This is a genomic window from Rhodovulum adriaticum, from assembly GCF_004345735.1.
Lineage (GTDB): Bacteria > Pseudomonadota > Alphaproteobacteria > Rhodobacterales > Rhodobacteraceae > Rhodovulum > Rhodovulum adriaticum.
In genome coordinates this window covers 43,881-69,126 of record NZ_SLXL01000012.1, presented here as the reverse complement: position 1 = coordinate 69,126, position 25,246 = coordinate 43,881, and the positions used below count along the sequence as shown (strand labels likewise).

Below are 25,246 nucleotides of genomic sequence, written 5' to 3'. Positions count from 1 at the left end.
ATGGTTTCTGGTAGCGGGGCATGTGATGGCCGTTCGAACGGCGGTTCTGGTTGATGGCGACAATGTCAGCGGCGCCCATGGCGCCACGATACTGAAAGCGGCCCGCGCAAAAGGCGTGCCCGATGTCGTCCGGGTCTATGCCGATGCGCAACGCAACTCTGGCTGGCACGATGCGGTGGGGTACCGTCTTATCCATGCGGGCACAGGCAAGAACGCGGCTGACCTATTGCTGTCGATAGACGCGATGGAATTGGCGCTTGTGGGCGGGATAGGGACATTCTTCATCGCGAGTTCGGACAAGGATTTCACCCATCTGGCTCACCGCCTGCGCGAGTATGGCAAGTCCGTCAATGGGTTCGGCGAGGCAAAGACGCCAGAGGCGTTTCGCAGCGCCTGTTGCACCTTCGTCGAAATCGGCAGCAGTGCGATGCCGAAAGAACCGGCCGTACCGGTTTCCGAATTTGACCGGAAAATCCGTGCAATGATTGCAGCCAATAGCAAGAAGGGCACGGGAATGCAGATATCCCAGCTCTCAGGCAGGATGTTTGCCCAGCATGGCACCCGGATCAGCACCTATCCCGAAGGCAATTGGCGGGCCTACCTTTTGGCCCGCCCGCAGCTTTATGATCTCGACCCCCGTGGCCCCGAGGCCAAGGTCAGGTTCCGGCCGCAAGGTTTTGGCAACGCGGCCTGAAGCGGTGGAATGCCAACGGGGCCAGGAAGGCGGTGCGGCCGTTGGGCTAGGGTGGGTGCCAACCCACCGCCCGAAATGCGGGCCAAGGTGGTGGGTTTCACCTGCCCTACGGCCAGGCGATCAGCGGCCTCAGCCCTGGGCTGCAGCGTCCAGCGCCTGCACTGCGTCGCTGTCCCGCGGCACGGGGCGGGCCTTGCCGTCCGCGTCGATGGCCACGAAGGTAAAGACGCCGCGCGTCACCTGTTCGGTCCATTCCTGGCAGCGGGGGCGGTGCCAGGCGCGCACCTCGATCCGCATGGAACTGCGCCCCACCTTCAGCAGCCGGGCGTAAAGCGTCACCTCGTCGCCGACCTGCACCGGCTTGTGGAACTCCATCTCGTCCACGGCGATGGTGGCCGCCCGTCCGCGCGATACCCGCGCCGCCACGTTGCCCGCGGCCAGGTCCATCTGCGACATCAGCCAGCCGCCGAAGATATCGCCGGCGGGGTTGGTGTCGGCGGGCATGGCGATGGTGCGGATGACGGGTTCGCCGTATTCGGGGGTCAGGTCGGGCACGCGGAACTCCTGCTGCGGATGCTTGACCGCTGCCCTATAGCCTGCCGCCCGCGCCCCGCCAAGCCGCGGGGCGCATCAGGGGCCGGGGTGTGACCTTGTTTCGCTCAGCCCGTGGCGTCCAGGATATCTCTAACCGCGGCCACGCCGCGCTCGACCAGCGCCGCGTCCCCGCGCGCCTCGACATTCAGGCGCACCACGGGTTCGGTGTTGGAACTGCGCAGGTTGAAGCGCCAGTCGTCGAAGGCCAGGCTCAGCCCGTCCAGCCGGTCGATCGAGCGGGCCTGGGGGGCAAAGCGCGCCTCGACCGCGGCGATGGCGGCGGCGGGATCGCGCAGGCGGAAATTGATCTCGCCCGAAGAGGGATAGGCGCGTCGGCGTTCGGCCAGCAGATCGGCCAGGCTGGCGCCGCGCCGCCCCATCAGTTCGGCCACCAGCAGCCAGGGGATCATCCCGCTGTCGCAGCACATGAAGTCGCGGAAATAGTGATGCGCCGACATTTCCCCGCCATAGACCGCGCCGGTGTCGCGCAGCGCCTGTTTCAGAAAGGCGTGCCCCGTGCGCGAGGCGACCGCGTTCCCGCCGGCCCCTGCAACGACATCCTGCGTGTTCCAGATCACGCGCGCGTCATAGATGATCGTTGCGCCCGGCTCCTTGGTCAGGAAGATATCGGCCAGCAGGCTCACAACGTATTCCCCCGGAACGAAGGCGCCGGTGTGATCGAACAGGAAGCAGCGGTCGAAATCCCCGTCCCAGGCCACGCCCATGTCGGCGCCGCTGTCCACCACGGCCTGGGCCGTCACCGGCTGGTTTTCGGGCAGCAGGGGGTTGGGAATGCCGTTGGGAAAGCGCTCGTCGGGGGTGTGGTGCATGCGTTCGAAGCTGAGCGGCGCGCCCCGCGCCGCCAGTTCCGCCGCGATGGTATCGAATGTCGGCCCGGCCGCGCCGTTGCCGGCGTTAACCAGGATCTTCAGCGGCCGCAGCGCGTCGACATCCACGAAAGACAGCACTTGCTGGACATAGGCGGCGCGGCTGCCGCTTGCATCCGTCACGCAGCCGCCGGGGCGGTCCGGGCCGAAATCGCCCGCCTCGGCCACGCGCCGGATTTCCGCCAGGCCGCTTTCGGACCCCAGCGGCGCCGAGCCCGCCTTGACCATTTTCATCCCGTTGTAATCCATCGGGTTGTGCGAGGCCGTGACCGTGATCCCGCCATCCGCCCCCAGATGCGTTGTGGCGAAATACATCTCTTCGGTGCCCGACAGGCCCAGATCCAGAACCTCGGCGCCCGCGGCGGTCAGCCCCTCTGTCACCGCATCGGCCAGTTCCTGCGAAGAGGCCCGGCAATCCCGCCCCAGCACCACGCGCCGGGCGTTCAGAACCTCTGCAAAGGCGCGGGCGATGCGCCGGGCGATGGGGGCGTCCAGCGTTTCCCCCAGACGGCCGCGAATATCGTAGGCCTTGAAGCAATCGATGCTCAACGGCCCGTGCTGCGTTTGCATTGCGTTCTCCTCGCGAATCCGACGGGCGCATACGTCCATGATCGCCCCAGTGGCGCAAGACCCGCGCGGCCGTGGAAACCTGCGCGGTGGGCTGCCGATGCAGCCGTGCAATCAGCGGTTTTCCGCCCGTCGGCGATTCACCGCCCGGCAAGGGCGTTGCGCCAGCTTGTGAGGTCACGGCGATGCGGCTAAAGGATTCGACATGTCACAGAAATTCTATCACCGGGGCCTGCGCCCTGCAGGCGTGGCCGCGATTGCCGCGGTTACGCTGTTCACGACGGGTCTTGCCGTGATGCTGGTCCCTTCGGACGCCCCGGCCCCGGCCGCTGGAATGCTGTCCGCGCCGGGTGCGCGCGTGGCGGCGGTCAGTGAATCCGCCCCGGCCGTTCCGGCTGCCGAGGCGCCCGTGGCGCGGCTGTCGCTGCGCGGGCTGGCCGATGCTGCCCCCCAGCTTGCCGCCCTGGCGCATGTGCGCGAGGACGCGCTGGACCTGCGGACCGCGCTGTACCGCCCCAGTGCCGAGGGCACCCGTTTGCCCGGCGGCATGTCGCTTTTCGCGGGGCAGCCTGCGGCGATGCCGCCCGCGCGCCCGGGCGATCTGCACCCGCTGGCCGGGCTGCGGCCCGTCGAACGCCCGCTGAGCGGCGCCCGTGCAATGCCGGTGGATGATGCCGCGCAAAGCGGGGCGGTCGCCATGGCCTCGGCCGATGATGTGCGCCCGGTGGCCCGGCCCGACATGGCTGCCGACACGCCGGACCCGCGTAAGGTTGCGGTGGCCGATCTTCGCCCCGCCGCCCGGCCCGAGGGTGTCGCCCCCCGCAGGGCCGCCGCCCCGCGTGGCCCCGTCGCCCGACCCGCGGGTGTCATGCCGTCGGATCGCAAGCTGGCGCAGGCGCCCCAGCCCGACGAGGAGGCAATAGCGATGGCCGAAACGCCCCTTGCCGCGCCTGGTCTGGACCGCTCGCCACGGCCCAATGCCCGGCCGCAGGCGCTGGTGCAGCGCGTCGCCATGATCCGCCGCAGCGCGGAACCGGCGCCGGTCGTGAAAACCGCCGCTGCGCCCGCTGCGCAACCTGCCGCCGCCCCGGCCCGCGTAACGCCCGTGGCCCTGGCCCCGTCGGCGATGGTGCGCCGCCAGGCCTCGGGGGCCTGTTCCTCGGCGCTGACCCGTGGCATCCCGCGCCGTCCGCGCGGCGCGCCCGGCGGACAGGCACTGGCCGCGCGCATGGACGGGCTGCCGGGTGCGGATCGCGACCGTCTGATTGCCCAGCAAATGCTGTCGGGCAACATGCCCTCCTTTCTGCGCAAGCTGACCCCGGTGACCGTGGCCGGCCGCCGCGCCGATGGTCAGCCGATCGAGGTGACGATCTGTGTCACCCCGGATTACCTGGCGCTTGGGTCTGACAGCGATTTCATCCGCGTTCCGATGGGCCTGCCCGCTGCGGCGCAGATCGCCGATCGCTTCGGCTTCCTGCTGCCGACGACGCGGATGGTGGATGCGATCTTTGAGCAGGCAGGTCTGCGCCTGTCGCCCCGTCCGATGACGCCGGGCGCGCAGATGACCTCGATGGATTATTTCTGGCGGCATAACCAGACGGTGGACGCCCAGACCGGCGGCCGCGCCGGTGTGCTGACCGCGGGCCAGAAGAAGGACCTGGTGCTGACCAACCGCCTGCGTCAGAATCCGGGCCGGGTGGCGATCTATGGGTGGCACCGCCCTAACGGGCGTCCGATCCAGCCCTTGTCGACGGTGCATGGCGCGCTCTACGCGGATTACAGCCATGGCGTGCGGCTGGTCAGCCAGACGGCCTATGTCGATGGCCGTGCGGTGCCGCTGTCCGACCTGCTGGCCAACCAGGCCTATGCCGGGCTTTTGTCGGATGAGGGGCCGATCCCGGCGCCGGAACGGTTACTGGCCTCGCTGTATCGCTGATCCGGGCCTTTGTGAGTGCGGGGAAGGGGCGCCATCAGGGCGCCCCTTTTCCATTCCCTGCGCGAAGTATTTTCTATTTAAAGCAGATAGTTGTCGGTCGATCCTGATCTGGTTTCTTACCGCTTTATCCATTCGCCCAGAAATGAAAAAGGGCGCCATAAGGCGCCCTTGATCTTGGAAATAATACTTCTTTTCAGGTTCTTACCTGACGGTCTTGCAGCAACGGAACCCGAGGTGGTAATTCTCGTGGCTGCCTGGGCTCATCACCCGGCTGCCGTGCCAGTAGGGCGCGCGCCAGCGGCACCAGTCGGGATGGGCCTGATACTTGTCCCAGATGAACCACGATCCCTTCATCTCGGTCACACCCAGCGAGGTGCTGCCGCGGCTGGTCATCTGGTCGGGCGATAGCGGCAGGTTCATGTGCTCGGCCGCGTTGCCGTTGATGTCGTAGACCTTCAACGGGCTGGTGCAGCCGCTGAAGGCCCCCGTCGGATAGGTGTTAGAGCCGCAATTGCGAAAGCCGCCGCCGGGGCAGGTCGGGCTTTTCACGCTGTCCTGGGCGCACACGCCGCGGCGGAAATTGGCGCCATAGCTCCACTGCTTGGAGGGCGCGTATTTCGCGTTATGTGCCGCGCGCATCCGGTTGACCGCGCCGCTGGCCGACATCCCGGCGGCCAAGTCGAAGCGGTAGTCGGGCGGGGTCAGGGCGCCCGCGCAGGCGCCCTCCCATTCATGGGCGTCGCACAGGCGCTTGCCCTCGGCGGCGCAGATCTCGGCCGCCTCCTTGGCCTTGACCCAGACCACCGGGTAGGTGCACGGGATGTTGGGGTATTCGAACTGGTCGATGCAGGCGGTGGCATCCTCGGGGCGTTGGGTGCGGGGATCGTAAAGCGGTGCCATGAATTTCGCGCCGCAGATCCGCTCGAACTGGCGGTTGGAATAGGCAGCAACCGCGTTGCCGCCCGCGCGCGCGTTGCATTCGGCGCGGCTCATGGCGTGGCGGGTGATGGCGGGATTGCCCTGACCCATAAACCCCGAGCGGGCGAAGATCGCCTTGATCCGTTCCAGCCGCGCGCCGCTGACGCCACGGACGCTGCGCAACTCGTCGAACAGCTGGGCGTTGGCTTCGGCCAGGCTTTGGGCGGCGACCGGCTGGGCCAGCGGCAGAATGCAGGCCGCAGCCAGCGCCACCGCCTTCAGCGGGTGGGTCATGTCCCGTCCTCCTCTTTACGCAACAGGTAAAAGAAATCGCGGTTGTCCGGATAACCGATAAAGCGGGGAATGCGGCTGCCGTCGCGGCGGCGGGCGTCGATCCGGGCCATGCCCGACACAAGGTGCCGCTGATCGATGCCGCCCTGACCGTCGGGGGTGTAAAGCGCCATGTAGGTGTGTTCCAGCGCGTTCATGTCCAGCAGCATGGCATAGTCGCACCCATAGGCCTGAAACGTGCGCGCCATCGCCGAGGGCGTCGCGGTCGAGAACCACGCATACATGAGGAAGGGTATGTCGCCCTCTTGTTTCAGGCAGGCGCCCGCGCGCAGGGTGCGCAGGTCGGCATTGGCCGAGCCGGACCAGTTGCCGCCGCCCCAACTGGTGACCAGGGGGCCGGGGGTGCCGTCCTCGATCAGGGCGACGCCGTTCTGCCGGGCGAACCGGATGTCACCCAGCGTGGCGTTGTCGGCCTCGGTCCAGGTCTTCATGCCGATGGTGCCGTCATTCAGCACGTAGAACGTGGCCAGGTCGGGATGCAGCCGGCTGAGCACCGTGCCATGCACCACAAAGCCGTAATGGTGCCCGTAATTCGTCGTGGCCTTGGGTCCGAAGCGAAAGGCGCCGTGGTCGCGCTTGAACCCGCCGGTAAAGGTGGCGGCGGCGCGATTGGCATGGGCGGGGTTCAGCATCCCGGTCATTGCCAGGGGGGCTGGGCGGTTGAACCCGTCGGGGCAGGGAATGCGGTGGTTGCGCCCCGCGCCCGAGGGGCGCGACGACCAGCCCAGGCGGGGATGCTCGGTCCCGATTTCATAGCCGATCTCGAATTGCGACATGTCAAATCCGACAAGGTAGACATCCGCCCGGCTTTCGACCCCGTCCAGCCAGTTGACCTCGCCCCGGCGGTTCAGGATGTCGGGGTGGATCATCCGCGGTTGCATCGCGCTGGCATAGATGCCCGGCGCCCCCGCGACGGCGTACCAGGCGCCCATCTGCATCCGGTCGGTGCTGCCGCCGACCAGGTCAAAGGCCATGGTCGTATACATCACCGGGTAGTCGGCCAGCTGTGCCCGCCCCAGCCGTTCGGCCACGCGCCCGGCCTCGTCCGTATCCAGGACATCCCCGCTTTCCAGGTACTTGTCCTTGTAAAGCGTGCTTTTGACGAAGCCGACCAGCGATTCGCCGAAGGAAACGTTGTCACGCAGGAATTCGGCCGTCCGTTCCAGGTTGGAGCGGGCGCCGGAGGCGGGGTTGCGCAGGCTGAGCCGTCCGTTGCAGACCGGCATGTAGGGCAGGCCCTCGGCCCGCGCCGCGGCCAGCGCATCATCGCCGGACCAGGGGCGGCACAGGTGTTCGGTGCCCTCCACGCTTAGCGACAGGGCGGGGTTCGGCCCCGGCGTCAGCCCGACGGTGACATGGTGCGGGTCGGTGTTTTCCAGGTGGTAGGTGTCGCGCCCGATGCCGGGCTGGGTTACCTCCAGCAAGAACCAGGCGTTGGTGGACGGCTTGGTCGAGACCAGACGCAGCCGCAATCCGCCCGGCCCGGTCGCGGTCTGGGCGTTGCGAAAGACCTGCAACTCCATGATGGATTTTGAGCGGACCTCCAGCGCGGCGGCATTCTGCAATGCCAGTTGCACCGCCCCGGGCCGCCCGATGGATTGTGCTGCCCCGGCGGCGGTGCTGCCCAAGGCCAGACCTGCCACCAGGCCAGCCGCTATTGCCCGGATCGTGATCCGCGAAAAAGAAATCTGCGAAAGCATCATGCCAACAAATCGTTTCCCGTCCCGCGCAGCGCGCGGAGACATCCCAGTCACGGGAAACGTAGCCTTGGCGCGATCAGAACCGCAACAGTTTTCCGGGGCAGGGCGCGCGGTGACCGTTTGCGTGCGCATTGCGTGGGCGGGGCGTTGTTACCGCGCTGTCGTTCCCGCATGCTAGGCCCGCGCCAAGGCGGCCCGACCCGTGCAGCGGATGGGTCGCATCTATGACCGACGAAAGGAAGAATCGGGATGAGGATCGAGGAAAACCGCACCTTCGAAGAGATCGCGCCAGGCGATACGGCCGAGATCGTGCGGGTCTGCACCGAGGATGATTTCTACGTGTTTGCCACGGCCTCGGGCAATCACAACCCGATGCACCTTGCCCGCCATGATGGCGATGGCGATGGCCGGCAAGAGGCGATCGCCCCCGCGCTGTGGGTGGGTTCGCTGGTCTCGGCGGCGATCGGCAACGTGCTGCCGGGGGCGGGGACGCTGTACCGGGCGCAGAACTTTGTGTTCAAGGAGCGCGCCCATGCGGGCGACGAACTGGTGGCGCGGGTGACCGTGACCGAAAAGTGCCCGCCCAATGGGCTGATCATGGCGACCGAGGTTATCCGCAAATCCGACGGTGCGGTGATCCTGACCGGCGAGGCCGAGGTGCAGACGCCACCGCGCAAGATGGTGTTCGAGGATCTGGAAATCCCCGGCCTGCTGATCGAACGGCACCGCCATTTCGACGCGCTGATCGAACGGGCCGAGCCGCTGGCGCCGCTGCCGACCGCCGTGATCGCCCCCGAAGAGCCGAAATCGCTGGGCGGCGCGCTGCTGGGGGCGCGGCATACGATCATCGCGCCGATCCTGATCGGGAACGCCGCCAAGATCGCCGCCGCGGCAGCCGAGCTGGGCGCCGTGCTGGACGGGATCGAGATCGTGGATGCGCCGGATCATGCAAGGGCGGCCAATCTTGCCGTCGATCTGGTGGCCGAGGGGCGGGCGGCCGCGCTGATGAAGGGGCATCTGCACACCGACGTGATGCTGAAGGCGGTGCTGCGCAAGGAAAACGGCCTGCGCGCCGGGCGCCGGCTGACCCATGTCTTTGTGATGGACGTGCCGGGGGTGCCGCATCCGCTGCTGGTCACGGACGCGGCGATTAACATCGCGCCCGATCTGCGCACCAAGTTGGACATCTGTCAGAATGCCATCGACCTGGCGATTTCCCTGGGGATAGAGGTGCCCAAGGTTGGGGTGCTGTCGGCGGTGGAAACCGTGAACCCTGATATCCCGTCCTCTCTGGATGCGGCGCTGTTGTCCAAGATGGCCGAACGCGGCCAGATCACCGGCGGTATGGTGGACGGGCCGCTGGCGATGGACAACGCCGTGGACATCTCGGCCGCGCGGACCAAGGGGATCACCTCGCAGGTGGCGGGCCGGGCCGAGGTGCTGGTGGTGCCGAACCTCGATTCGGGCAACATGCTGGCCAAGCAACTGGCCTATATCAGCCATGCCGAGGGGGCTGGCGTGGTGATGGGTGCGCGGGTACCGATCATCCTGAACTCGCGCTCGGACGATGACATGGCGCGGCTGGCCTCTTGCGCGGTGGCAGCACTGCACGATGCCCGCCTGAGTGGACGGAGCTAGGCCCATGCCCCACGCACTGACACTGAATGCGGGGTCGTCCTCGCTGAAATTCGGGTTTTTCGAACTGGGCGATCTGCAGGGCGAACCGCAGTCGCGCATCCTGGGCCTGGTGGAACGGATCGGGCAGGGGGAACGCGCCCATATCAAGGCCAAGGGCGCCGACGGGCAGGTGCTACTGGACCAGGAATACGGGCGCAATCATGTGCCCGATCATGGCACCGCGCTTGCCCGCGTGGTGGACTTCCTGCGCGAACAGCGCCCCGATGCGCGGCTTGCGGCGGTGGGCCACCGCGTCGTCCATGGCGGCCCCGATTACGCGGAACCCACCCGCCTGACACCGCCGGTGATGGACCGCCTGGCCCAGTTCGAGCCGTTGGCCCCCCTGCACCAGCCACACAACCTGTCAGGCGCGCGCGCCGCGCTGGAGCTGTTTCCCGACGCCATCCAGGTGGCCTGTTTCGACACGGCCTTTCACCGGCATCACCCTTGGGTCAACGACACCTTCGCGATTCCGCGCAAGTTCTACGACCAGGGCGTGCGGCGTTACGGGTTTCATGGGCTCAGCTATCAATACATTTCGGAAACGCTGGAAAAGACGGCGCCGCACCTGCATTCGGGCCGGACCATCGTCGCGCATCTGGGCAATGGCGCCTCGATGTGCGCGCTGATGGGCGGGCGTTCGGTTGCGTCCTCGATGGGGTTCTCGGCGCTGGACGGGTTGCCGATGGGCAGCCGCTGCGGGCAGCTGGACCCCGGCGTTCTGCTGTACATGCTGATGAACGAGGGGATGACGCCCAAGGAAATCGAGGATGTGCTGTATCGCCAGTCCGGCCTTTTGGGCCTGTCGGGCCTGTCCAACGACATGCGCACGCTGGAGGCCGCGGGCACCGAACCCGCGCGCGAGGCGATCGACTATTTCGTGTTCCGCATCCGCCGTGAACTGGGCGCGCTGGCTGCGGCCCTTGGTGGGATCAGCACCTTGGTCTTTTGCGGGGGGATCGGCGAAAACTCGGCCCATATCCGCGAAAAGGTCTGCGAGGGCATGGGCTGGATCGGGATGGAACTGGACACCGGCCGTAACCTGCGGGGCGAGCGGATCATTTCCACCGACCTTAGCCGGGTGCGCATCCTGGTGATCCCCACGAACGAGGAAATCGTGATCGCACGGGCCGCGCGCGACAGCCTGGCCGGGGCCGGCTGAGCGGCCCACCCGGCCTTGATACGGATCAACGCAGGGCGATGCGCCCTGTGCCTAGCCTTGCACGGAACAACCCAGACGCGATGGGAGGAGTGCAGATGGGCGATTTCGTGAAATGGTTCGGAGACCTGCGCCGCGGCGATGTGGCGACCGTGGGGGGCAAGAACGCCTCGCTGGGGGAAATGGTGGCCACCCTGGCTGGGCAGGGGATCAAGGTGCCGGGCGGCTTTGCCACCACCGCCGATGCCTACCGCGCCTATCTGGACCACAACGATCTGAACGCGCGCATCGCGGATACGTTGGCCGCGCTGGACAGCCACCGGATCGAATTGGCCGAGGCGGGCGCCGCCATCCGCAAGATGATCCGCGAGGGGCATTGGCCCGACGACATCCTGGCCCAGATCCGGGACGCCTATGCCCAGTTGTCGGACAGGGCCGGGGTTGAAAACGTGTCGGTCGCGGTGCGGTCCTCGGCCACCGCCGAGGATCTGCCGGACGCCAGTTTCGCAGGCCAGCAGGAAACCTATCTGAACGTGCAGGGGCCAGAGGCATTGCTGGCCGCCTGCCGACGCTGCTTTGCCTCGCTCTTCACCGATCGGGCGATCACCTATCGCCGACTCAAGGGGTTCGATCACGCCAAGGTGGCGCTGTCCATCGGGGTGCAGCAAATGGTGCGGTCCGACACCGGCGGGTCTGGCGTGATGTTCTCTTTGGATACGGAAACCGGCTATCCGGACATGGTGCTGATCAACGCCGCCTGGGGGCTGGGTGAAAACGTGGTGCAGGGCGCGGTGACGCCGGATGAATACCAGGTCTACAAGCCCTTCCTAGACCGGCCCGACCTGATGCCGATCCTGGAAAAAAGCCTGGGCGCCAAGGAAAAGAAGATGATCTACGGCCGCGACGGGCGATCAACCCGCAACGTGCCGACCTCGCGCGCCGAGCGGGGCCGCTTTGTCCTGTCGGATGCCGAGATCCTGGAGCTTGCCCGCATGGCCGCCACCATCGAACGGCATTATGGCTGCCCGATGGATATGGAATGGGCGCGCGACGGGGATACGGGCGAATTGTTCATCGTGCAGGCTCGGCCCGAAACGGTGCAGTCGCGCGCCGATGCCGCGGCCTTTCGCAGTTACACCCTGAAAACGAAGGGCAAGGAATTGCTGACCGGCCTGTCGGTGGGCGGCGCGATTGCCACCGGCCCGGTCTGTGTGATCGAAAGCGCGCGCGATATCGACCGTTTCATAGACGGCGCGATCCTGGTTACCTCGATCACCGATCCCGATTGGGTGCCGATCATGAAACGCGCCGCCGCCATTGTGACGGATCATGGCGGCCGGACCAGCCATGCGGCCATCGTCAGCCGCGAACTGGGGTTGCCGGCCATCGTGGGTACGGGAAACGCCACCCATATCCTGCATGACGAACAAGAGGTGACGGTTTCCTGCGCCGAGGGTGAGACTGGTTTCGTCTACCAAGGCATTTCGGATTACGAGGTTGAGGACATCGCGCTGTCCGAGATGCCCGCGACCAGAACGCGGGTGATGCTGAACATGGCCAACCCCTCGGCTGCGCTGCGCTGGTGGCGACTGCCCGCGGGCGGCGTGGGGCTGGCGCGGATGGAATTCGTGGTGAACAACGCGATCAAGGCGCACCCGATGGCGCTGATCCACCCCGAGACGCTGGACGACGAGACGCGCGAGCAGATCGATGCGCTGACCGCCGGGTATGCCGACAAGAAGCGGTTCTTCGTGGAAAAGCTGGCGATGGGCCTCAGCCGGATCGCCGCCGTCAGCTATCCTGAGCCGGTGATCGTGCGGATGAGCGATTTCAAGACCAACGAATATGCCGATCTGCTGGGCGGGCGCGGGTTCGAGCCGCAGGAAGAAAACCCCATGATCGGGTTTCGCGGCGCCTCGCGCTACTACTCCGACGCCTATGGGCCGGGGTTCGCGCTGGAATGCCAGGCGATCCGGCACCTGCGGGAACGGATGGGATTTGACAATGTGGTCGTGATGATCCCGTTCTGCCGAACCCCCGAAGAGGCCGACCGCGTGCTTGAGGTCATGGCGGCAAACGGTCTGCGGCGCGGGGAAAACGGGTTGCAGGTCTATGTGATGTGCGAGGTGCCCTCTAACGTGATCCTGGCCGAGGAATTCGCCAAGCGGTTCGACGGGTTTTCCATCGGGTCGAACGACCTGACCCAGCTGACCCTGGGCGTGGACCGGGACTCGGGCGAACTGGCGTCCCTGTTCGATGAGCGTAACGCGGCGGTGCAATGGATGATCCGCTCGGTGATCGAGCGCGCCCATGCGGTCGGCGCCAAGGTCGGGTTCTGCGGACAGGCGCCGTCGAACGACCCGGATTTTGCGCGGTTGCTGGTGGGCTATGGCATCGACACGATTTCGGTCACGCCCGACAGTTTCCTGTCGGTCAAGCGTAACGTGGCAGCGGCCGAGGGCTGAGCGGGCTGGACGGCAGCGCGGTTTCCGGCGACACAAAGGCCATGTTGCTGCAAATCGGAATCGGCACCGGCCTGATCCTGGCCACGATCTTGATCGCGGCCGGGGCGTTCTGGCTGGCCGAAACGCTGGTGACGCTTGCCAACCCGTGGCTGATCCGCCGCCCGCACCCGCCGAAGCTGGCGCTGGTGCTGATCGCTGCGGTGCTGATGGTGCTGGGGGTGATGACGGCCTCTGTCTGGATCTGGGCGCTGGCCTTTGTCGGGGTGGGGGTGTTCCAGACCCTTGAACCGGCGGCCTACTTTTCGCTTGTGGCGTTCACCACGCTGGGGTTCGGCGATATCCTGCTGCCGATTGAATGGCGCATCCTGGGCGGCATGGCCGCGGCCAACGGGCTGCTGAATATCGGGCTATACACCGCGCTGATGGTGGAAATCCTGCGCCGGGTGCGGTCCGAACAGGTGCGCGGCATGGTGGACGAACGTTAGCCCAGCTCCACCACCGGCCCCCCGGCGGCCTGCGCATCCGCGGCGTCATGGGTGACCAGCAACACCGGCAATCCCTGCGCCCGCGCCCGGTCGAAAACCAACTGCCGGATCTGGCCGCGCAACGCCGCATCCAGCCGCGAAAAGGGTTCGTCCAGCAGCAGGGCGCGCGGCTCTGCCAGCAGCATCCGCATCAACGCGACGCGCGCCTTTTGCCCGCCCGACAGCGTGGCCGGGTCGCGCGGGCCAAAGCCTGCCAGTCCGATCTGTTCCAGGGCGGCGTCGACATGCGCCCGCCGTTTGTTGCGCCCCCTCAGGTGGCGCGGCAGGGCAAAGGCCAGGTTGCCCGCGACGCTGAGATGGGGAAACAGCAGTTCCTCTTGGTACAGGATGCCGACGCGTCGTTTTTCCGGCGGCAGGTGGGTGATGTCCTGGCCGTTCAGCCGGATGCGCCCGGTCATTGCGAAACCGGGGGGCAGCGTGCCCATCACTGCGGCCAGCAGGGTGGATTTGCCGATGCCCGAGGGGCCCATGACGCTCAGCACCTCTCCGGCGTGCACGGTGGCGTCCAGCGCGACCAGCGGGGCGCCGTTGCAGGTGATCTGTAGGTTGTCCAGGTGCAATTGTGCGCTCATTCCGGCCGCAGCCCCCGTCGATTGCGTGCGATGACCCGGGGCAGTGCCAGCGCCAGGGCAAAGCCCAGCACCACAACCCCCGTCTGCATCAGCGCGGTCACCCCGATGACCCGTCGATCCCCGCCCGAGGCCAGCGCCACCGCCTCGGTCGTCAGGGTCTGCACCCGCCCGCCGCCGATCAGCAGCGTGGGCAGGTATTGCCCGACCGACACTGCAAATCCTACCGCTGCCGCCGTCAGTACGGGTGCCGCCAGCATTGGCAGGCGCACCGTCCAGAAGATCCGCCCAGGCCCCGCCCCCAGGGCCGCGGCCACCGTGGCGTATCGCCGATCCCAAGCCCGCCATGGCGCGGCGAGCGACAGAAAGACATAGGGCAACACGAACACCAGGTGGCCCAGGATCACCGCGCCCATACCGACATTGACCCCGCCCATCAGCGCAAGGGTCTGCACCCCGGGCAGAAAGGCCACCTGCGGCACCAGCAGCGGCGCATATAGCAGCCACAGACTGCGCGCCCCGGGGGTCAGGCCAAAGCGGTGCTCGGCCTCCAGGCAGGCCAGCACCAATGCCATCGCCAGCGCCGTTGCCGCCCCCGCGATCCAGACCGTGCGCCCCGCCGTGTCGGCCAGGGCAGGCGCCTGCGCCCCCCAGTGACGCAAGCTCAGCCCGCCGGGCAGCGCGTCGGGAAAGGCCCAGAACCCGGCCACTGACCAGACCGCCAGCCCGGCCAGCCCCGCCACCACCGCCAGCCCGGCCAGCGTGACGGCGCCTAGCCCCAGTGCCCTTAGCGCGCCGTCGCCATGGCGCCGTGCCCCGCCTGTGGCCCAGCGTCGGCCTGTGGCGCCCGCCAACCGCTCGCCCAGATGCCACAGGGCCAGCGCACCGACCACCAGCACCAGTTGCAGCACCGCCCCCGCCGAGGCGGTGAAGCGCATCGAAAGGTCCGGGTCCGCCATCCAGCGCACCACCTGTACGGCCAGGGGCGGCGGCGTGTTGGGGCCCAGGATGATGGCCACGTCCACCACCGACATCGAATAGGCCAGCACCGCGTAGACCGGCAGGCGGATCTGGGCATAGACCGCCGGGAACACGGCCTTCAGCCAACCCGTGACAGGGCCATAGCCCAGGGCACGCGCCACGCCCATCCGCTGGACCGGCCGGGCCTGGGGCAGGGCGGCCAGCGTCATCAACAGCAGGAACGGTACCTCCTTGGCGACCAGCCCGGCCACCATGGCCACGCCCCAAGGATCCTGCACGATCAGCAGGTCCGGGGGGCGGTCCCAGCCCGTGGCCCATGGGGACAATGCCCGCGCCACCCACCCCGAGGGCGCGATCAGGAAGGCAATGCCAAAGGCCGCGGCCGCATGGGGCACCGACAAAAGCGGGGCAAGCAGCCGTTCCAAGCCCCGCATCGCGCGGCCGCCCTGCCAGCCCGCGACAAACAGCACGACCACCGCCAGCGATATTGCGGTTGCCGCCAGCCCCGTGCCCAGCGACAGCCCCACCGCGCGCGGTAATCCGGGCCAGTGCAGCAGCGTGTCGAACGGCGTCAGCCCGGGCCGCACGCCCCCCAGTGCGGGCAGAACGCCCAGTGCCGGGGCCAGCGTGCCCAGCAGACCGGCCGCCACCGGCCCCAGCATCAGGATCAGCGTCAGCGCGGGGGCCGCGCGCAGCGGGCGCATCGCTCAGTCGGCCACGCCATAGCGCGCGATCCAGTCGTCCTGTAGGCGGGTCATCCAGCTGGGGTGCGGCTCGGGCAGGGCGGGGCCCAGGTCCTCGGGGCTCAGCGTTGCGATGCCCAGATCCAGCGCGGCGAAGCGCGCGCGGTCCGCCTCCGACAGCTTGTCCATCGCCAGCACGGTGCCATAGCCCAGAACGTCCGGGTCCTGCGCGCGGGCCTGTGCCTCGGGCGACAGCAGGAAATCGGCCAGCACCATCGCGCCGGCCTTGGCCGTGGCGTTATAGGGGATCGCCACGAAACTGGCATTGCCGATGGTGCCCCCCTCCAGCACATAGGTCCGCACCGTGTCGGGCAATTGCCCGTTCGCGATCGCGGTAGAGGCCTCTCCGGGGCTGAAAGAGATCGCCAGGTCGATCTCGCCATCGGCCATCAACTGGATCTGCCGCGGCCCGGTCTGCGGATAGGCCCGCCCCGACCGCCACAACTGCGGGGTCAGTTCGTCCAGAAAGACCCAAAGCGGCGCTGTCACAGCCGCGTAATCCGCCATCTCCACGGGCTGTTGCAGCAGATCGGGGTCGTCCACCACCCCGTAAAGCGCCTGTTTCAAAAAGGTCGACCCCAGGAAATCGGGCGGCTGCGGAAAGGTGAAGCGACCCGGATGCGCCCGCGCCCAGTCTAGCAGCGCCGCCATGGTGCGCGGCGGGTCGGGCAGGCGGGCGGTGTCGTGATAGAACACCACCTGCGCCATGGCCCAGGGGGCCTCCAGCCCCTCGGTGGGTACGGTGAAATCGGATGTCACCGCCGGTTTGCCCGCCACGTCGACATAGCGCCAGTTCGGCAGCTCCTCCGCCCAGGGGCCGAACAGCAGCCCCGCTTCCTTCATCGCGGCGAAATTGGCGCCGTTGATCCAGATCAGGTCGATCGCGCCGCCCGTGTCCTTGCCGGCCGTCTTCTCGGCCAGCACACGGGAAACCGCGTCGCCCGTGTCCGACAGCTTCACATGCTCGACCGTAACGCCGAACCGCGCCTCCACCGTATCGCCCGCCCAGCGGATGAAGGCATTGGTCGCCGTCGCCCCGCCCCAAGCGTTCCAGTAGACCGTCTGCCCGCGCGCCTCGGCCAGGACGGCATCCCAGTCGGCCGGGTCAGGTTCGGCCAGGGCGGCGGGGGGGGCAAGCAGGGCGGCCAGCGCGGCAAGGCGGGCGATCAGCGTCATTTTCGGGTCTCCCTGGAGAATTGTTTTCCTCCTTATGCCAAGGGAACCGGCCTTCGGGAAATACCGCAGGGAAAATTCCGCGTGATCCTGGCCTTCTTCTTGGTTCAAATACCCCCGCCGGAGGCGCGCGCCCGCTTGCGGGCGCGCCCAACCCAACGCCGGACAAGCGGGCTTGCCCGCGCCGGCCGGGGGCGGGAGCGGCCCCGCCGAATGAAAAGGCCCCGCCGTGCGGCAGGGCCTCCCCGTTCAGTTCTGCGCCGCCCTTACGCCGCCAGGCGCGGGCGTTGGCGCTTTTCCTCGACCAGTACTCCATGCAGGGCGCGGATCGCTTCGTCCATGCGGTCGCGGGGCACGACGAATTGCGCGTCCACGTCGCGGGTGGTCTGCTGTACCGCCACCGGCTCGATCCCGGCGGTTTCCAGCGCGGCCAGGCCGCGCGACAGAACCTTCAGCCCGGACAGATCGCGCCCGATGGCCGACACGACGGCCAGGTTGCGCGCCTTGAGCGTGGCGCCGGGGTAGATCTTTTCCAGGTCGCTTTCGACCCGGCGGACGGATTTCAGCGGCGCGTCCAGGTAATGCGTGATGGTGTTCGCGTTCGAGGTCTTTGCCACGATCCGTACGTTGTGCCGCGTCAGCACCTCCAGGATCGCGGTGTCATAGCCTTTGACCCCCACCATGTCCTGTTCGAACAGCTCCAGCGCGTAGACGCCCAGGCCGGTGACCATTTCCACGCGGCGGGTTTCGGCCTCTGCCTCGTCGATCAGGGTGCCGGGGTCATGCGGCTCGAACGCGTTGGTCACGCGCAGGGGAATGCCCGCCTGGCGCAGCATCTTGGCAGCCTTGGGGTGCACGGCCTCCATCCCCATGTTCGACAGCTGGTCGGCCACGTCGTAATTGGTGTGCCCCAGCTTGACCACGTTTTCCTCGCCCACCAGCTTCGGGTCGGCCGAGGACAGGTGGAATTCCTTGTGAATGATCGCCTCGGCCGCGCCGGTCAGCGCGGCGATCTTGGAAAACGTGACCTCGGAATAGCCGCGGTCGAATTCCCGCATCAATCCTTCGGTGCACTGGGCGTACCCCGTGACGATGGGCATTTCGCGGCTGACATCCACGTCGCGCAGCCCGGCGACGATGCGTTCCTCCAGCGTATAGCTGTCCTCGTCGCGCCAGCCCGACAGATCGACGAAGCGTGCATCGACGCCCTGCCGACGCAGCATCAGTGCGGTGACGAAGGCTGAATGCGCCTCACCCAGGCCGGAAAGCAGTTCGCGGATCACCGCCATATGGCTGGACAGGCGGAAATGCCCGTAAGAGCACAGCCGCTGCAGGTCGATCAGGCAGGAGCGCGCCCCCTCGATCCGCTCGCGCACGAAATCGTCGGCGCTGGCGCGGTCGGCGGGGTGGTTCAGAACGCCCTCATGGGCCTTGCGCATCGCCTCGGCCACGGTGTTCAGCGCATCCGACCAGCCCTGGTCGTTATCGGCATTGGAAAACAGGGCATAAACCCCCGGCTCGCCGGATTTCTTGTGTTCCAGCAGCAGGTTGGTAATGCCGCCAAAGGCCGAGACCACGAAGATCCGGTTATACAGGTCGGTGCCTTCGCGGTCGCCGATGAACAGCGTTTCCGCCAGTTCATGGACGCGGCTCATCGACGTGCCGCCGATTTTCTCGACGGTATGGTGTCGCTTGGTCACTGTCATGTTCCGCACGCGGGTTGGCCCCGCGCGCGCCCCTTTTGGGTAAATTTATTCCGCCGCACTCGCGGGCGGCGCGTAAGAGCCGTCCTCGCGGTGGACCTCGTTACCGGTCACGGGCGGGTTGAAGCAGCACGCCATCACCAGGTCTTCGTCGGCGCGGATCGTGTGCTTGTCATGCTGGTCCAGCGCGTACATCACGCCCGGCGTGATCTCGAACGTTTCGCCGGTGGCCAGGTCGGTGATCGCGCCCTTGCCCGAGATGCAATAGACGCTTTCGAAGTGGTGCTTGTAGTGGAACGTGTGTTCGCTGCCCGCGTAAAGCGTGGTGATGTGGAAGGAAAAGCCCATCCCGTCATCGGCCAGCAGCATCCGCACGCTGGTCCACTGTGCGTCCGACACGGCGCGGTTGGTGTCTTTCAGCTTGTTGAAGTCACGTACGATCATTGGCTCACTCCGCGGCGACCGGAAAAGGGACGAGGGTGTCGACGGCCGCCTCCAGGATATCGAGCCCCTCTTTGAATTGTTCCATCGGGATGGTCAGCGGTGCCAGCACCTTGACCACCTCGTCATGGGCGCCCGATGTTTCGATGATCAGGCCACGGCGGAAGCATTCCGCGCAGATCTGCGCGGCCAGCTCGCCATTGCCGACATCCACCCCGCGCATCATCCCGCGGCCCTTGATCCGGGCGCCGTCGATGCGGGCGGCGACGCCGTGCAGCCGTTCCTCCAGCACCTGGGATTTCAGCGCGATCTGGTTGCGCAGCCGGTCGTCGGACCAGAATTTTTCCAGCGCCACGCGGGCGGTGACAAAGGCATGGGTGTTGCCCCGGAAGGTGCCGTTATGTTCGGCCGGTTTCCAGATGTCGTGTTCCGGCTTGATCAGCAGGCAGGCAAACGGCAGGCCAAAGCCCGACAGCGATTTGGCCAGCGTCACCATGTCGGGCTGGATGCCCATGTGGTCGAAGCTGAAGAAGCTGCCGGTGCGGCCCACGCCCGCCTGGATGTCGTCGATGATCAGCAGCGCGCCATGCTCTTTCGCGATGCGCGCGATGCCTTGCACCCATTCGGCCGAGGCGGCGTTCAGCCCGCCCTCGCCCTGCACCAGTTCCACCACGAAGGCGGCGGCCGGCTCGACCCCCGAAGAGGGGTTGGTGAGCATCGCCTCGATATAGGCCAGCGTGTCCATGTCGTCGCCCATCGCGCCCTCATAGGGCAGGCGGGTCACGTCGTTCAGCGACACGCCCCCCGCGCCCGCGCGCTTGCCGGCGTTGCCGGTCAGCGCCAGCGCGCCCAGGGTCATGCCGTGAAAGCCGTTGGTGAACGAGATGACGTTCTTGCGGCCCGTGACCTTGCGCGCCAGCTTGATCGCGGCCTCGACCGCGTTGGTGCCGGTGGGGCCGGTCATCATCACCTTGTGGTCCATCCCGCGCGGACGCAGAATCAGGTGTTCCATCGTTTCCAGGAAGGCGGCTTTTTCCTCGGTGTGCATGTCCAGCGCGTGGGCGATGCCGTCGCGCGTCAGATGCTCGACCAGGGCGGCCTTCATGTCGGGGTCGTTATGGCCATAGTTCAGCGACGAACACCCGGCGAGAAAGTCGATATAGCTGTTGCCGTCGGAATCGGTCAGGGTCGCGCCCTCGGCCTTGGCAAAGCTGACCGGGAAGCTGCGGCAATAGCTCCGCGCTTCGGATTCGCGGCGTTCATAGATGGTGGGTTCGGCTGTCTGTGCAGTCGACATGGGGTACCTTTCGGGTTTCTTGAATCTTGGGCGACGCGGGCAGCCGATCAGGCGGCCAGGCGCAGCTCCTCGGCCAGCGCGATCGTGACCATGTGCTCGGTCTCGTGCTTGCCCTCGAAATGGGTGTCGCGCTTGAAGTAGGGTTCATCCTCCAGCCGCGCGCCCAGCGAGCGGGCAAAGCTGCGGAACAGACCCCAAGATGCGCCGTTGTCCGGCGTGATCGTGGTTTGCAGGCGGAACACCTCGGCGCAGGCCTCGCGTTCCAGCAGGGCGAACAGCATCTTGCGCCCCAGCCCGCGGCCGCGCGCCTTTTCCGACACCGCGACCTGCCAGACGAACAGCGTTTCGGGGTCGTTCGGCAGAACATACGCCGAAATCCAGCCCACGATGTCGCCGTCCATTTCCGCCACGATGCAGGTGTCGCGGAAGTGATCGCATTGCAGCAGGTTGCAGTAGACAGAATTCTCGTCCAGCGGCTTGCAGGCGCGGATCAGATCCCAGATCGCGGCGCCATCCTCGCTGGAGGGCATGCGGAAGGTGATCGGCGCGGCCTTGGCCGGCAGTTTGGCAGTGATGGTCTGGCCCATAGGTCCTGTCCTCGTTTCTGTCACGCGAAGATATATAGTTAGTCATAAGAAATTTCAACAGGCTAAGCTTATGGCCCGAAATCTGGGGTAAACGCTCGTATTTTTTGCGTTTAATGCACCCCATATCGCTTCGACATGAAAACTTCACCTTGGCGCGTATCCGAAATAAAGCTTTGTCTTGCGAATTTTTGCTGCTTGCGTCGGGGCGCGCTTGATGGAAAAGGGGGCACATGCATGGCCGGAGGGCGGGTGGTGAAACGGTCGGATATCAGCCTTGTCGCGCTGCGGCGCATCCTGCGGGCGACCGAGCTTTACGGTCGTGAGCTGGCCAAGGCCGCGGGTCTGACCGCGGTGCAGATTCGGGTCTTGCAGATCGTGGCCGAGACCGGGCGCAGCACGCCCAAGGCGCTGGCCTCGCGCATGGGGGTGTCCCAGGCCACGATGACCACGCTGGTCGACCGGCTGGTGACAAAGGGGCTGGTCGAACGGCGCAGGTCCGAAACCGATCGTCGGCAGATGAACATCTTTATTACGCAGTCGGGAAGCGACGCGATCGAGCGTGCGCCCGATCCCCTGCATGACCGATATGTCCATGCTTTCGATGGCCTGCCCGACTGGGAACAGGCGATGATCGTGGCGGCGCTGGAACGGGTGGCGGGCCTGCTGGACGCCGGGCACTTGGACGTGGCGCCGGTTCTGGACCTGGGTGACATCAAGAAAAGCCCCCCGGCGGGCTGAAACGGCTCAGAGGCCTGGCAGTCGTGCCTCTGTGGCCGGGCTGTCGCCAAGACCCATCGCCGAGAGCAGGTCCGGTATCCGCGACTTGAAGCGAAAGAACCCGTGGGTCGCATGGGGCCAGGCGCGCAGGTCATAGGGGCGCGGGTGGCGGGTCAATGCGATGCCATGTCCGTTCAGCGCATCTGCCAGGCGGTCCAGCGCCTCGGCCGCAGGCCCGACAGGCGCATAAGGTGTGGCAACCGCGTTCAGCCCTTCTGCGGCGGCCCAATCCACAATGTCCTGCGGGTTTTCGGACAGCGGCCCGGTTGCGCCCAGCCGGTCCAGCGCATCGCCGGCCAGCCCCCGGGTGAAGCGCGCGACCTGCGTTGAAACCGCCAGTGGCGAGCGCCCCCCATGGGACAGCAGCGCCGCGCAGGCGGCGGGTTGCAGTCCCTCCTCGATCAGCCAGCCAGGGGACAGGTCGTCCTCTGTCAGCAAAAGCCCGACGCGGCCATCGGGCAGCGCGGCGGCTGCGGGCACCGGGCCTGGTGGCGGCGGGGCCGGGCCGTCCAGCGGGGCAGGGGCGGGCGCCAGCCCTTGCGGGTGAAACCGCCCCTCGGTGTATTTCGCGATGTTGTCCGGCCGGGCGACGTAGTGCTTGCCGGGGGTGTGCAGTCCCGCCACCCAACGCCACCCCAGCGTGTTCGCGGCCGGGTCGCCGTCCAGCAGGTGGCGCAGAAAGAAATCGGCCCCCAGTTCCCACGGCAGGCGCAGGGTGAAGATCCAGATCGAGGCGAACCACATCCGCGCGTGATTGTGCAGATAGCCGGTGTCGACCAGCTCTCGCGCCCAGGCGTCCATCGCGTCGATCCCGGTTTCGCCCCGACAAGCGGCCGCCCAGCATGTGCGCAGACCGTCCTCGGTGTCGATCCGGTTCAACGCGCGCGTGACCCCGGCCCGGTATTCGGCCCAGGTCGCGGGGCGGCGTTCCAGCCATCCCTTCCAGTAGGTGCGCCAGAACACCTCTTGCACGAATTTCTCGGTCGCTGCGGGCGTGTGCCGGGCCAGGACCGCGTGCAGCACCTCCTGCTCGGTGATCGTGCGATGACGCAGCCATGGCGACAGGCCCGAGACATGGACATGCTGGCCCGGCCCCAGGTCGAAATTGCGCCGGGCGGCATAGTCGCGGCCCGCATGAGGCACGAAACGCGACAGCCGTTCCAGGGCGGCACGGCGGGTCGGGGAAATGGGATCGCTCATTCTGTGCCTCTTTCGCGGGCCGTTTGCCTGTCAGTTATCGCGCCGGGCGTGCGGATCAACCGCATGGCGCGAAACCGCCCGCCTGCCCTTGCAGGGGTCCGGGCGCGGCACTAAGACTCCGTTTGGCACCCGGGACTAGTTCTGTCCCATTGAACATCGAAGGCAGGCACACATGACCGATCCGATCGAGCATTACATGAACAACCTCGTGCCCATGGTGGTCGAGCAGACCTCGCGCGGCGAGCGGGCCTATGACATCTTTTCGCGCCTGCTGAAGGAACGGATCATCTTCGTCACCGGGCCGGTCCATGACGGGATGGCCAGCCTGATCGTGGCGCAGTTGCTGCACCTTGAGGCGGAGAACCCGACCAAGGACATCTCGATGTATATCAACAGCCCCGGCGGTGTCGTCACCTCGGGCCTGTCGATCTACGACACGATGCAATACATCAAGCCCAAGGTGTCGACGCTGGTTGTCGGCCAGGCGGCCTCGATGGGGTCGCTGCTGCTGGCGGCGGGGGCGCCGGGCATGCGGTTCTCGTTGCCCAACTCGCGCATCATGGTGCACCAGCCCTCGGGCGGCTATCAGGGGCAGGCGACGGATATCATGATCCACGCCCAAGAAACGCAAAAGCTGAAGGACCGGCTGAACCAGATCTACGTGAAACACACGGGCCAGGAATTCCAGGCCGTGGTCGACGCGCTGGAGCGCGACAATTTCATGGATCCCGAGGCTGCCAAGGCGTGGGGCCTGATCGACGAAATCGTCGACAGCCGCGAGGCGCTTGAAGACGGCGCCAGCTGATACATCTGGCCGGGCGGGCCTGCGCGCGCCCGGTTTTTCACCCGCACGACGCCCCGGATTTTGGCGTTGTGCCCTGAAACGACCTGTCCTACGCTGACAGGTCAGGGGCGTTCGGATGCAACGTCCCCCCTCCGCAAGGCGGGCCAGTCAGAAAGCCCAGAGGACCGACATGGCGAATACTTCCGGCAGCGACTCGAAAAACACGCTCTACTGCTCGTTCTGCGGCAAGAGTCAGCACGAGGTGCGCAAGCTGATCGCCGGACCGACCGTGTTCATCTGCGACGAATGCGTCGAGCTGTGCATGGACATCATCCGCGAAGAGACCAAATCCGCGGGGCTGAAATCCTCCGAGGGTGTGCCGACGCCCAAGGAAATCTGCGAGGTGCTGGACGATTACGTGATCGGCCAGGCCCACGCCAAACGCGTATTGTCGGTCGCGGTGCACAACCACTACAAGCGGCTGAACCATGTCGGCAAATCCGGCGACATCGAACTGGCCAAGTCGAACATCCTGCTGATCGGGCCGACCGGCTGCGGCAAGACGCTGTTGGCGCAGACGCTGGCGCGCATTCTGGACGTGCCCTTTACCATGGCCGATGCCACCACCCTGACCGAGGCGGGCTATGTCGGCGAGGATGCGGAAAACATCATCCTGAAACTGCTTCAGGCCAGCGAATACAATGTCGAACGCGCGCAGCGCGGCATCGTCTATATCGACGAGGTCGACAAGATCACGCGCAAGTCCGACAACCCGTCCATCACCCGCGACGTGTCGGGCGAGGGCGTGCAACAGGCCCTGCTCAAGATCATGGAGGGTACGGTTGCCAGCGTGCCGCCGCAGGGCGGGCGCAAGCATCCGCAGCAGGAATTCCTGCAGGTGGACACCACCAACATCCTGTTCATCTGCGGCGGCGCCTTTGCCGGGCTGGAAAAGATCATCGCGCAGCGCGGCAAGGGGTCTGCCATCGGCTTTGGCGCCGATGTGAAGGCGAACGATACCCGCGGCGTGGGCGAGATGTTCAAGGAGCTGGAACCCGAAGACCTGCTGAAGTTCGGCCTGATCCCGGAATTCGTCGGCCGTCTGCCCGTGATCGCCACGCTGCAGGATCTGGACGAGGACGCGCTGGTTGAAATCCTGACCAAGCCCAAGAACGCCCTTGTTCGTCAGTACCAGCGCCTGTTCGAGCTGGAAGATGTCAAGCTGACCTTCACCGACGACGCGCTGACGGCCATCGCCAAGCGGGCGATTGCCCGCAAGACCGGCGCGCGTGGCCTGCGCTCGATCCTGGAGGATATCCTGCTGGACACGATGTTCGACTTGCCCGGCATGGAGGGCGTCGAAGAGGTCGTGGTCAACGACGAGACGGTGAATTCCGACGCGGCCCCGCTGATGATCTACGTCGATCACAAGAAGGGCGGCGCAAGCGCCGGGTGATCCCGACCGGGCGTCCCGTGATCCCCACGGGGGCGGGGCGGC

Annotated in this window: 21 protein-coding genes; 9 read left to right on the top strand and 12 right to left on the bottom strand. The window is 66.7% G+C overall.

The window, feature by feature from the left end; all coding sequences use genetic code 11:
* Window positions 1–25: 25 nt before the first annotated feature.
* Window positions 26–694, top strand: a complete 669-nt coding sequence (locus EV656_RS13715) for an NYN domain-containing protein (protein ID WP_132605071.1) — start codon at window positions 26–28, stop codon at window positions 692–694.
* Between the two features lie 129 nt (window positions 695–823).
* Here EV656_RS13715 and EV656_RS13710 read toward each other — a convergent pair whose 3' ends face one another.
* Together EV656_RS13710 and EV656_RS13705 are read right to left on the bottom strand one after the other, a co-directional pair.
* On the bottom strand, window positions 824–1,198 hold the full coding sequence (locus tag EV656_RS13710) for an acyl-CoA thioesterase (protein ID WP_132605122.1): 375 nt from the start codon (window positions 1,196–1,198) through the stop codon (window positions 824–826).
* A 155-nt stretch (window positions 1,199–1,353) separates the two neighbouring features.
* Complete coding sequence (locus EV656_RS13705) at window positions 1,354–2,745, bottom strand: phosphohexomutase domain-containing protein (protein ID WP_132605069.1); 1,392 nt, start codon at window positions 2,743–2,745, stop codon at window positions 1,354–1,356.
* 202 nt (window positions 2,746–2,947) lie between these two features.
* Between EV656_RS13705 and EV656_RS13700 the strand changes: the two genes are divergently transcribed.
* Window positions 2,948–4,678, top strand: coding sequence for a hypothetical protein (locus EV656_RS13700; RefSeq protein ID WP_132605067.1), 1,731 nt, complete (start codon window positions 2,948–2,950; stop codon window positions 4,676–4,678).
* Window positions 4,679–4,879: 201 nt separating this feature from the next.
* Here EV656_RS13700 and EV656_RS13695 read toward each other — a convergent pair whose 3' ends face one another.
* The gene (locus EV656_RS13695; RefSeq protein WP_242468979.1) at window positions 4,880–5,890 is read right to left on the bottom strand and encodes a hypothetical protein; all 1,011 of its coding nucleotides are present in this window, start codon (window positions 5,888–5,890) and stop codon (window positions 4,880–4,882) included.
* Window positions 5,887–7,650, bottom strand: coding sequence for a hypothetical protein (locus tag EV656_RS13690; protein WP_132605065.1), 1,764 nt, complete (start codon window positions 7,648–7,650; stop codon window positions 5,887–5,889). Before EV656_RS13690 ends, EV656_RS13695 begins: the two co-directional genes overlap by 4 nt.
* 246 nt (window positions 7,651–7,896) lie before the next feature.
* Here EV656_RS13690 and EV656_RS13685 point away from each other — a divergent pair, with 246 nt between their 5' ends.
* The 4 genes from EV656_RS13685 (at window position 7,897) to EV656_RS13670 (ending at window position 13,433) form a co-directional block, all read left to right on the top strand.
* Window positions 7,897–9,285 carry a bifunctional enoyl-CoA hydratase/phosphate acetyltransferase gene (locus EV656_RS13685; protein ID WP_132605063.1) on the top strand — a complete coding sequence of 463 codons (1,389 nt, stop codon included), beginning with the start codon at window positions 7,897–7,899 and terminating at the stop codon, window positions 9,283–9,285.
* A gap of 4 nt (window positions 9,286–9,289) precedes the next feature.
* Entirely contained in the window at window positions 9,290–10,486 is a 1,197-nt protein-coding gene (locus EV656_RS13680; protein ID WP_132605061.1) for an acetate/propionate family kinase, read from the top strand.
* A 95-nt stretch (window positions 10,487–10,581) separates the two neighbouring features.
* Window positions 10,582–12,948 (top strand): phosphoenolpyruvate synthase, encoded by a 2,367-nt coding sequence (ppsA, locus tag EV656_RS13675; RefSeq protein WP_132605059.1) that lies wholly within the window; start codon window positions 10,582–10,584, stop codon window positions 12,946–12,948.
* Window positions 12,949–12,989: 41 nt separating this feature from the next.
* Window positions 12,990–13,433 (top strand): ion channel, encoded by a 444-nt coding sequence (locus EV656_RS13670; protein ID WP_132605057.1) that lies wholly within the window; start codon window positions 12,990–12,992, stop codon window positions 13,431–13,433.
* Here EV656_RS13670 and EV656_RS13665 read toward each other — a convergent pair.
* From EV656_RS13665 to ectA, 7 genes are all read right to left on the bottom strand, one after another.
* Complete coding sequence (locus EV656_RS13665; RefSeq protein ID WP_132605055.1) at window positions 13,430–14,065, bottom strand: ATP-binding cassette domain-containing protein; 636 nt, start codon at window positions 14,063–14,065, stop codon at window positions 13,430–13,432. The genes EV656_RS13670 and EV656_RS13665 overlap by 4 nt on opposite strands.
* A complete protein-coding gene (locus EV656_RS13660) occupies window positions 14,062–15,747 on the bottom strand; it encodes an ABC transporter permease (protein ID WP_132605053.1) in 1,686 nt (561 codons plus the stop codon). The genes EV656_RS13665 and EV656_RS13660 overlap by 4 nt, the downstream gene beginning before the upstream one ends.
* Window positions 15,748–15,750: 3 nt before the next feature.
* Window positions 15,751–16,962: an ABC transporter substrate-binding protein gene (locus EV656_RS13655; protein ID WP_132605051.1), complete on the bottom strand. Its 1,212-nt coding sequence runs from the start codon at window positions 16,960–16,962 to the stop codon at window positions 15,751–15,753.
* Window positions 16,963–17,225: 263 nt separating this feature from the next.
* Window positions 17,226–18,665, bottom strand: a complete 1,440-nt coding sequence (locus EV656_RS13650) for an aspartate kinase (RefSeq protein WP_132605049.1) — start codon at window positions 18,663–18,665, stop codon at window positions 17,226–17,228.
* A 45-nt stretch (window positions 18,666–18,710) separates the two neighbouring features.
* Window positions 18,711–19,106 carry an ectoine synthase gene (locus EV656_RS13645; protein WP_132605047.1) on the bottom strand — a complete coding sequence of 132 codons (396 nt, stop codon included), beginning with the start codon at window positions 19,104–19,106 and terminating at the stop codon, window positions 18,711–18,713.
* Window positions 19,107–19,110: 4 nt separating this feature from the next.
* Complete coding sequence (ectB, locus tag EV656_RS13640) at window positions 19,111–20,400, bottom strand: diaminobutyrate--2-oxoglutarate transaminase (protein ID WP_132605045.1); 1,290 nt, start codon at window positions 20,398–20,400, stop codon at window positions 19,111–19,113.
* Between the two features lie 47 nt (window positions 20,401–20,447).
* Window positions 20,448–20,987, bottom strand: a complete 540-nt coding sequence (gene ectA / locus EV656_RS13635) for a diaminobutyrate acetyltransferase (RefSeq protein ID WP_200276502.1) — start codon at window positions 20,985–20,987, stop codon at window positions 20,448–20,450.
* A 234-nt stretch (window positions 20,988–21,221) separates the two neighbouring features.
* On the opposite strand from ectA, the gene EV656_RS13630 reads away from it, so the two are divergent.
* On the top strand, window positions 21,222–21,725 hold the full coding sequence (locus tag EV656_RS13630; protein ID WP_132605043.1) for a MarR family winged helix-turn-helix transcriptional regulator: 504 nt from the start codon (window positions 21,222–21,224) through the stop codon (window positions 21,723–21,725).
* A 6-nt stretch (window positions 21,726–21,731) separates the two neighbouring features.
* Here EV656_RS13630 and EV656_RS13625 read toward each other — a convergent pair whose 3' ends face one another.
* A complete protein-coding gene (locus EV656_RS13625) occupies window positions 21,732–22,964 on the bottom strand; it encodes an FAD-binding domain-containing protein (protein ID WP_132605041.1) in 1,233 nt (410 codons plus the stop codon).
* A gap of 172 nt (window positions 22,965–23,136) precedes the next feature.
* Between EV656_RS13625 and EV656_RS13620 the strand changes: the two genes are divergently transcribed.
* Both EV656_RS13620 and clpX read left to right on the top strand, forming a co-directional pair.
* On the top strand, window positions 23,137–23,769 hold the full coding sequence (locus EV656_RS13620; protein WP_132605039.1) for an ATP-dependent Clp protease proteolytic subunit: 633 nt from the start codon (window positions 23,137–23,139) through the stop codon (window positions 23,767–23,769).
* Between the two features lie 169 nt (window positions 23,770–23,938).
* A complete protein-coding gene (clpX, locus tag EV656_RS13615; RefSeq protein ID WP_132605037.1) occupies window positions 23,939–25,204 on the top strand; it encodes an ATP-dependent Clp protease ATP-binding subunit ClpX in 1,266 nt (421 codons plus the stop codon).
* The last annotated feature ends 42 nt before the right edge of the window (window positions 25,205–25,246 follow it).